The following is an 8,585-nucleotide window of genomic DNA, read 5'->3' on the forward strand; positions in this document are numbered from 1 at the left end:
GATCTTTGCAGGATTTTTGGGGCTGTTTGACGACGGCGCGGGCGGCATCAAGCGCGCTTTGGCTCTCGTAATCGCGCTATATTCGGCGCTGCTGCTTGCGGGCTTTGCCAGCGGCGCGAAAGATTTTTCCAGACCGCTTGGTAATCTAATCCCGCAAAGCACGAGATATTCCAGCGGCGGCCCCGGCGGCGAGGGCTTGCAAGCGAGCGAAATTTCTCGCGCTAAAAATTTTAGCGGCGCGCATTTTTCGTTTGTGCACGATCTGGCGCAGCTGCGCGGCGAAATAGAAAATTCCAAAAAGCCTGTGATAGTAGACTTTTGGGCTAGCTGGTGCAAAAATTGCGAGCAGAGCGAGCGAGCATTCGCAGATCCCGCTCTTGCTGGCGCGCTTGATAAATTTAGCCTTTTAAAGATCGATCTTAGCGAAGATAGCGAGCAAAATAGGGCGATAAAAGCGCATTTTAACGTATTCGGTCCACCTACGATTCTGTTTTTTAAAGAGGGCGCCGAGATTGTGAGCCTGCGCCAGATCGGTAGCGTAAATTCCGAAAAGCTGGCTCAAATTTTAACCGAAATTTAGTGAAATTTAGATAGATTTCAAACAAAATTTAGTTTTAAGGATTGCGCGATGATAAGCAAAAATAGGGCTACGAAAGAGACCAAAATCGAGCTTGAGCTGGAGCTTTACGGATGCGGCGCGGCGCAGATACAAACGGACATCGGTTTTTTTGATCATATGCTTAGTGCGTTTGCCAAGCACGCGTGGATCGATCTAAACCTGCGCTGCGAGGGCGATTTACAGGTTGATTTTCACCACAGCGTCGAAGACTGCGGCATCGTGCTCGGAAGCGCGATAAAAGAGGCGATCTATCCCGCGCAAAACATCGAGCGCTTCGGCGATAGCGTCGTCGTGATGGACGAGGCGGCGGTTTCTGCAGCGCTTGATTTTTCCAACCGCGCGTTTTTGGTATTTGACTGCCCGAGCCTAAAGCGCGGCAAGATCGGCGAATTCGACGCCGAGCTCGTAGAAGAATTTTTCCGCGCTCTGGCTTTCAACGCAAATTTAACGCTGCATCTAAGCCAGATCCGCGGCGAAAATCTACATCACGTCGCAGAGGCCGCGTTTAAGGCGTTTGCCGTCGCATTTCGTCGCGCGATAAGTATCAACGAGCGCGCCGGCGTGCCTAGCACGAAGGGCGTTTTATAGCGGTAAATGCGCGCTAAATTTAGTAAATTTGGCAATTCGCGGTTTTGAAATTTTATCGGCGTTTGAAATTTTACTCTCGCCGCTCGCTTAAAATCCGCGAAATTCCGTCTTTGCTAGAATTGATTTGCAAAGGCGCGCCGCTTGGCTGAAATTTTAAAACAGCGGCGTGCGTATAGGTTGTCTAAAATTTTGCGCTCGCATTGCGTCGAAATATCGCTTTACGTATTAAATTTTGAAGGTGAGATATGGATTCTTTCTCGATTTTTATTTTCCTTTTGTTCGCGCTGCCGATCGTTTCGTTTATTTGGTTCGTCGTGCGTTTAGTAAAATTTATCAGATCAAAAAACGAACCCACGCGCCGCAGAAAGGATAAAATTTTTCTGATCCTTTCTGCGCTTGCGCTTGCGTGTTCCACGGGCGCGGTGGTCGGCTTTTTATGGCTACTTGACCGCGCGCTTGCGCATATGTGAGACACAAAATGAGCGATGAAATTTTTCAAAAAACGATCGCTGTAATATTTACGGCTTGGGCGATTAGCGTTTGCGCGCTAGTGGGGGCGGCGCTATATCTTCAGAGTAAATGCTCGATCATCTCCTATATCGCAAACGGCAACTAAGATGAAGCGCACATCTATCGTAATTTTGCTGCTGCTTAGCTTGACGGCTTTCGATTTTGCGTTTTACAGCCTCGTCGTGAAGCGATACATAAATCAAAGCAGCGCCGAGATGCAGGCCAAATCGATCGAGCTGCATAAATTTCTGCCGTTTGAGCAGGGCTCGCAGATCGTGCGCGCCAGCTCCGGCTTAAAACTTAGCGGCGATCTGCCGATAATCGACGGCGCAGCGGCGCTATATCCCGTGTTTTCGGCATTCGTCGCGGCAAACTATCCCAAAGAAAGCGTGGAGTTTGACGGGCAAAATTTTACCGATGCTAGCAGGCTTAAATTTAGCAACACTCGCGGCGCATACAAGGCCATAAGCGACGGCGAGGCGGATCTGATCTTTGTCGCCGCCCCTTCAAAGCAGCAGCTTGATTACGCGCGAGAAAAGGGCGCGCGCTTGCGCTTCGTGCCGATCGGGCTGGAGGCGTTCGTCTTTATCGTAAATGCAAATAATAAAATTTCAAGCTTAACCGTGGATCAGGTGCGAGGGATCTATTCTGGGGAGTTTGACGACTGGTCGCAGCTAGGCGGCGAGCACATGCGAATAGATGCCGTGCAGCGAAACGCAGGTAGCGGCAGCCAGAGCGCGTTTTTGAAATTTATGGGCGAGACGCAGCCTAAGCGCAAGATCACGGGCTTTTTCGGCAGTGCAATCGGCTTTTCGTTTCGCTATTACGTCGAGGGGATCGTGCAAAACGGCGGCGTGAAGATGCTTAGCCTAAACGGCGCGTATCCGAATAAAGAAAATATCTCTAGCCGCAAATATCCGCTCGTAGCCGAAATTTACGCGGTTTACGATGAAAACAACAAAAACGAAAATATCCGCACGCTGATAGATTGGATCCTTTCGCCGCAGGGGCAAAGCATCATCGAAAATAGCGGCTACGTGCCGATTAAAGGCTAAGATCGCAGCTTAAATTTATACGGCGTTTGCCAAAAATTCAGCCAAATTTCGTTAAAATCACAAAATTTCAAAAAACGGAAAACGAAGTGATAAAGATCATATTTTTAGACGTAGACGGCTGCCTTAGCGACGGCGGGCTGTACCATTCAAACGGCGGCGAAGAGATGAAGAAATTTAACGTAAAAGACGGGTTCGGTATCCAGGAGTGGCAGCGGCTGGGGCTAAAGGTCGCGATCATCACCGGCAAAAGCTCGCAAATCGTCGCAAACCGTGCGCGCGAGCTAAAGATCGATACGCTCTTTCAAGGCGAAAAAGACAAGCTCTCAAGGGCGGAGCAAATTTTAAAAAATTTGAACCTAAGCTTTAATGAGGCCGCCGCGATCGGCGATGATATAAACGACGCGAAGCTTTTAAATGCGGTCGCGATCAGCTTCAAGCCCGCCGATGCGCTAAGCTCGCTAAAAGCGGACGTCGCGCTAAGCAAAAACGGCGGCTGCGGCGCGGTGCGCGAGATGATCGAAATGCTCGTCGATAAAAACGGCATGCGCGAAGAGTGGAATAGCAAATGGCTGTAGTTTCGCAAGCGCGCGCGATGGGTAAAATTTCGCGCAGATCAAAAGGGACAGAGCGATGGTGATAAAAATTTTCTACGTCGCGATTGCGATCTTTTGCGTCGCGATGGTGTTTTTAAGCGTACAGACGCCGTATTTTAGCGATATGTTTAGGCAGGATCTAAGCATTGCGAATATGGAGATGAAAAAGATCGTCGATTATCAGATCGGCGAGCGCGTGGATGCTAAATTTACCGCGGACGGCGGCACTCGCTATAAGGATCGCGACGAGTTTAAAAATTTCAAAGCCGAGGAGATTAGCGCGGATATGAATCACACTTTGGTTTCAAAGACTGCGACGCGTGCCGGCGAGCTGATAAAATTTACCGGCGACGCGCATTATATCAACACGGACGGCTTTGATTATACGGCGCAAGAGATCATCTACGATACGAGTAGCAAGATCATCCGCTCCGACGTGCCGTACGTGCTGCGTCAAGGCGAAAATAACATCACGGGCGCAAGCATAAGCTACAACACCAAAACCAAACAAACAAACTCAAAAGGAATCCACGCATGGTATTTAATAAAAGATCAAAACTCCACAAACTAATACTCGTAGCCGCGCTAATTACTAGCTTTGGCGCGCCTAATCTCAGCGCCGCGCAGGAGCAGGTCGAGGTCACGGCGGATAATTTTTTCGCCGACGAGATCAAGCAGATCAGCGTGCTGACAGGCAACGTTCGCATCAAAAAGGGCGCTTATGATACGCTAAATTCCGATAAAGTGACGATCTACTTCGACGCCAAGCGCCAGCCTACCAAATACGTCGCGACGGGAAATGCAAATTTTAAAATTTTACTCAATCAGAAGCATTACGACGGCAAGGGCGGCGTGCTGACCTACGATCCGACTATCGAGGCTTACACGCTCGAAAACAACGCCTATCTGCACGAGGCCGAGACCAAAAAGGAGGTTTACGGCGATAAGATCATCGTAAATCGCCAAAAGGGCACCTACGAAGTAAAAAGCGGCGGCGGCGAGAAAAAGCCCGTGCGTCTGATCTTTCAGGTCGAAGATCAAAACAAATGATCTATCCTAGCAGCGCGCAGTTTATCACCTCCGCCGCAAATATCGCGGGTGCGCCCGAGTTTGCGATGAGCGAAGTGGCGTTTTTGGGGCGCTCCAACGTCGGCAAAAGCAGCCTGATAAACGTGCTTACCGGGCGCAAAAATCTAGCCAAATCAAGCTCGACGCCGGGCAAAACGCAGCTGATAAATTTTTTCGAGGTTAAATTTAAACAAAAGCTTGCCGCAGACTCGGACGGCTCGCAAAATGAAACGCCGCTTGATCTAGCAAGCAAAGAGGCTTTAAGCTCGGCTGCAAATTGCGCGCAAGATCACGCGGAGGCTGCGGCGTCTGAGCGAAATTTAAAGCAGAACTCTATTTTAAATTTAAAAAGCGTTTCGGCGGATTTTAGATCGGATCGCGAGACAGATCTTGCGGCAGGTTTTGCGCCGAATTCAGTGCAAAGCCCCGAATTAAATTTTACAGGTAGATCCGCGCTAAGCTTAGCGGCCAACCCCGCCTTTTCTGATCTTGCGAGCTTGGGAGAAAATATCTCTTTGATCTTCGTGGATCTGCCCGGGTTCGGGTATGCTAAGGTCTCTAAAAAACTGCATTATATCTGGCAAAAAAATCTCGACGAGTTCATCAAAGAGCGCCTAAATATCAAGCTTTTCGTCCATCTCATCGACGCGAGGCAGTTTGATCTTACGATAGATAAAAATTTGCAAAACTATCTCGCTAGTTTTCTGCGCGGCGATCAAAAGGTCGTGAGGCTCTACACCAAAGCCGACAAGCTTAACCAAAGCGAGCGCGCAAAGCTTTTGAGGCACGATCCGCAGGCCGTTTTGGTCTCGACGCTAAAGGGCGGCGGGCTTGCGAAAGCGCGCGAAATCATCGTGCGAGGGGCGTTTGGATTATGAAATTTCTAAATTTAAATACGTTAAATTTTGCGGCGCAGAATTTCAAAATAATTAAATTCAGCGGATATAAAATGCACCGCCAAGATCGCGCAAAGATTAGGGAAAATTTTAGATGATACGGCTAAAAAAGGCGCGTCTTTGCGACATTTCGCGTATGCAAGAACTCGTAAAAGAGGAGGTTCAAAACGGCGTGATCTTGCCGCTTGAAAGCGATGAGATAGCTGCCAATATCCGCTCATACGTGCTGGCGTTCGGCTGCGATTCTAAGGCGGATACGAGCTTTGATTCCAAAGAGAATTCCGATTCAAATTTAGCCGAGAATTCCGATTTAAATTTAGCGCATGGCTCGGATTTAAATTTAATCCAAAGCTCCGCCGAAAATTTTGCCGAAATTACTTCTGAAAATTCCGTCGAAGATGCCGCGGGTAATTTTGCGCCGCAACTAGCTACGTCTCAAAATAGCGCGCCACGAAATAGCGCGCTGCAAGCTGTATCTCAAATGGGTCGCGCGCAAGCAGACAAAGAGCAAATTTTACGGAGCGAATATTCGCAAAGCGCGGGCGTTTTTCAGAATGATTTTTCGCAGCCTTGCGAATCGCAGTGTCTAAAAGAAGCCGAAATTTTAGCGGGCTTTGCTTCGCTTAAAATTTTTAACGCAGATCTTGCCGAGGTGCGCTCGCTCATCGTCGCTCCGCAGTTTCGCAGGCGGGGCATTGCCAGAGCTATCGTAAATGAGCTGCTAGACGAGGCGAAATTTTACGGGCTAAAAAGCGTATTTACGCTCACCTATCAAAAGGAATTTTTCGAGCGTCTGGGTTTTACCGAAATCCCAAAAGACGAGCTGCCCGCGCAAAAAATTTGGGCCGATTGTATTAAATGCAAAAAGTTTCCGGTATGCAACGAAATCGCACTTATCTATACCTTATAGCGGACACGCTTTTTAGCGCGGGAGTTCTTTTCTACCTGCTTCTAAGTGCGGTGTATAGAGGCTTGCCGCCGCTGATCGGATTTTTTTTCACGGCGATGGTGGTGCAAAAATACGAAAACGACGTGAAATTTAAAAAGTTCGGCTTTACCTGGTTTTTCTCTATTTTTTATCTGTTTTGCGCCGAGCAGATCCACGGATTTAACCTATTTAGCGTGGCTATCGCGTATTGTATATTTTATTTCGTGGTCTATGAAAACTCATTTAAATATATTAAATTTAGAAATTTTTTGATCTGCTTTTACGTGATGATTAGCTATGTTTTGGTCTTTGTGGTGAGCAACGCGATCTCTGCGATCAAAAAGAGCGAGTACCTGCCACTAAGCGGCGAGTATTTAAATTACATCGTGATTGAAATTTTGCTTGCTCTGCTCTTTTTTAAGGGGCGGCTGGTATGAGGCTGAAGTTCGTATTCGTATTTGTGATACTATTTTTTAGCATGCTTTTGGTTAGAATTTATTATCTTTCGATCAAATCAAACGAATTCTACGAGCAGGTCGCTAAAAACAATGTCATCTCCACCGAATACATCCCGCCGGTGCGCGGTCAAATTTTAGATGACAAAGGCCGCCCGCTCGCGATAAACAATCTCGGCTTTTCGCTATCGATCGCGCCGCATCTAAAAGACGGCGCGCTGCAAAGCGAGCTAAATAATATCTCGCGCTACTTTAAAGATCTCAACGTCACCGCGATGAGCAAGAGCTACAAGGACGCGAATTCCGCTTATAATCAAGACTTTATCGAAGTCGTGCCGTTTTTGGATTACAACGCCACGATAGAGCATTTTGCGAGCTTAAGCCTGCACGAAAATATTAAAATTTCGCCCGCTTCGCAGCGCTTCTACCCTTACGGCGCGCTCGCTTCGCACATCATCGGCTATGTGGGCCGCGCCAATAAAAAAGATATCCAAAGCAACCCCCTAAGCGCACTTACCGGATACAACGGCAGAAGCGGCGTCGAGGGGTATTATAACGAGCTTTTGCAGGGCAGCAAGGGCGAGCGCAAGACGAAGGTTACGGCGCTAAATCAGGTCGTAGAGGAGATCTCGATGCAAGAGCCCAGCAGTAGCGAAATCTCCCTTACCATCGATCTTGAGCTGCAAAAATACCTCGAGGAAATTTTTAAAGACAAGGACGGCGTAGCGATCGTGATGGATCTGCGCGACGGCGCTATCATCGCGGCGGGCAGCTTCCCCGAGTACGATCTAAACACCTTCGTGGGCGGAATTTCGCAGGCGCAGTGGGACGAGCTGATAAAAGATCCGCGCCATCCGTTTACGAATAAGCTCGTAAACGGCCTCTATCCGCCGGGCTCTGTAATCAAGATGGCAGTGGGGATGAGCTTTTTAAACAGCGGCAAGATCAACGAGAATTGGAGCGTGTTTTGCAGCGGCGCGATAGAGCTAGGGGGGCGTAAATTTCGCTGCTGGAAGAGCTGGGGTCACGGCCGCGTGAGCTTAGTAGAGGCGATTAAAGGCAGCTGCGACGTATATTTTTACGAAGGCTCGCTGCTGGTGGGGATCGACTATATGTCCGCGTATCTGCAGCGTCTGGGTTTCGGTAGTAAAACAGGCGTCGATCTACCCAATGAGTTTGTAGGCACGATGCCTAATAAGGCCTGGAAAATGCAGAAATTTAAGCGCGCGTGGTATCAGGGCGAGACGGTCAATGCCTCGATCGGCCAGGGCGACGTGCTCGTCACCCCTATGCAGGTGGCGAAAAACACCGCGCAGATCGCCTCGGGCAAGGCTATCACGCCGCATTTTTTAAAAAGCATCGACGGTAAGCCGGTGGAATTTACCCCTACCGAGCTTTTCACGCCGAAAGAAAAGGCGCAGCTGCCGCTTGTGCGACGCGGGATGTATGAGGTCGGTAACAACCCCGACGGAGGCACCGCCTACAAGCTCATCCATACCGCGGTAGTGCCTCTAGCGGTCAAGACGGGCACCGCACAGGTCGTGGGTATCTCGCAGACCGCCAAAAAGCGAATGAAAGAGGCTGATATGGACTACTTCCACCGCTCGCACGCCTGGATGACTAGCTTTGGGCCGTACGACAAGCCGCAATACGCCGTAACCGTGCTCGTAGAACACGGCGGCGGAGGCGGAAGCGCGGCAGGTCCCGTGATAATGCAAATCTACGAAAAGCTCGTCCAGATGGGCTACATCGACGCCAACGCAACGACTATCAAAGACAGCGCAAAGAAAACGAAGTAGAGCGGAATTTAAAATTATAAAATTTTAGAATTTTAGAATTTTAGAATTTTAGAATTTTAGAATTTTAGAATTTT

The 8,585-nt window shown here is 48.9% G+C and carries 11 protein-coding genes and 1 pseudogene; all 12 read left to right on the top strand.

Features of this window, described 5'->3' with window-relative positions:
* A partial coding sequence (locus Q0413_RS01270; protein ID WP_298986470.1) for a thioredoxin domain-containing protein occupies positions 1-580 on the top strand: 580 nt, incomplete at its 5' end.
* Between the two features lie 48 nt (positions 581-628).
* Entirely contained in the window at positions 629-1,207 is a 579-nt protein-coding gene (gene hisB, locus Q0413_RS01275; RefSeq protein WP_298986473.1) for an imidazoleglycerol-phosphate dehydratase HisB, read from the top strand.
* 245 nt (positions 1,208-1,452) lie between these two features.
* Positions 1,453-1,677, top strand: coding sequence for a hypothetical protein (locus tag Q0413_RS01280; protein ID WP_298986476.1), 225 nt, complete (start codon positions 1,453-1,455; stop codon positions 1,675-1,677).
* Between the two features lie 8 nt (positions 1,678-1,685).
* Positions 1,686-1,823: a hypothetical protein gene (locus Q0413_RS01285; RefSeq protein WP_297905041.1), complete on the top strand. Its 138-nt coding sequence runs from the start codon at positions 1,686-1,688 to the stop codon at positions 1,821-1,823.
* Between the two features lies 1 nt (position 1,824).
* Positions 1,825-2,772: a substrate-binding domain-containing protein gene (locus Q0413_RS01290; protein ID WP_298986480.1), complete on the top strand. Its 948-nt coding sequence runs from the start codon at positions 1,825-1,827 to the stop codon at positions 2,770-2,772.
* A gap of 86 nt (positions 2,773-2,858) precedes the next feature.
* Complete coding sequence (locus tag Q0413_RS01295; RefSeq protein WP_298986483.1) at positions 2,859-3,347, top strand: HAD family hydrolase; 489 nt, start codon at positions 2,859-2,861, stop codon at positions 3,345-3,347.
* A gap of 55 nt (positions 3,348-3,402) precedes the next feature.
* On the top strand, positions 3,403-3,936 hold the full coding sequence (lptC, locus tag Q0413_RS01300) for an LPS export ABC transporter periplasmic protein LptC (protein ID WP_298102273.1): 534 nt from the start codon (positions 3,403-3,405) through the stop codon (positions 3,934-3,936).
* Positions 3,900-4,415, top strand: a complete 516-nt coding sequence (lptA, locus tag Q0413_RS01305) for a lipopolysaccharide transport periplasmic protein LptA (RefSeq protein WP_298986487.1) — start codon at positions 3,900-3,902, stop codon at positions 4,413-4,415. The genes lptC and lptA overlap by 37 nt, the downstream gene beginning before the upstream one ends.
* Positions 4,412-4,711, top strand: a pseudogene (locus Q0413_RS11180) (GTPase); the annotation flags it as partial. The gene lptA and the pseudogene Q0413_RS11180, both read left to right, overlap by 4 nt.
* Positions 4,712-5,423: 712 nt before the next feature.
* Positions 5,424-6,239, top strand: coding sequence for a GNAT family N-acetyltransferase (locus tag Q0413_RS11185; RefSeq protein ID WP_366939621.1), 816 nt, complete (start codon positions 5,424-5,426; stop codon positions 6,237-6,239).
* Positions 6,206-6,694, top strand: coding sequence for a hypothetical protein (locus tag Q0413_RS01325; RefSeq protein WP_297880117.1), 489 nt, complete (start codon positions 6,206-6,208; stop codon positions 6,692-6,694). Before Q0413_RS11185 ends, Q0413_RS01325 begins: the two co-directional genes overlap by 34 nt.
* Complete coding sequence (gene mrdA / locus Q0413_RS01330; protein WP_298986492.1) at positions 6,691-8,511, top strand: penicillin-binding protein 2; 1,821 nt, start codon at positions 6,691-6,693, stop codon at positions 8,509-8,511. The genes Q0413_RS01325 and mrdA overlap by 4 nt, the downstream gene beginning before the upstream one ends.
* The last annotated feature ends 74 nt before the right edge of the window (positions 8,512-8,585 follow it).

Source organism: uncultured Campylobacter sp. (genome assembly GCF_938045465.1).
Classification (GTDB): Bacteria; Campylobacterota; Campylobacteria; order Campylobacterales; family Campylobacteraceae; genus Campylobacter_B.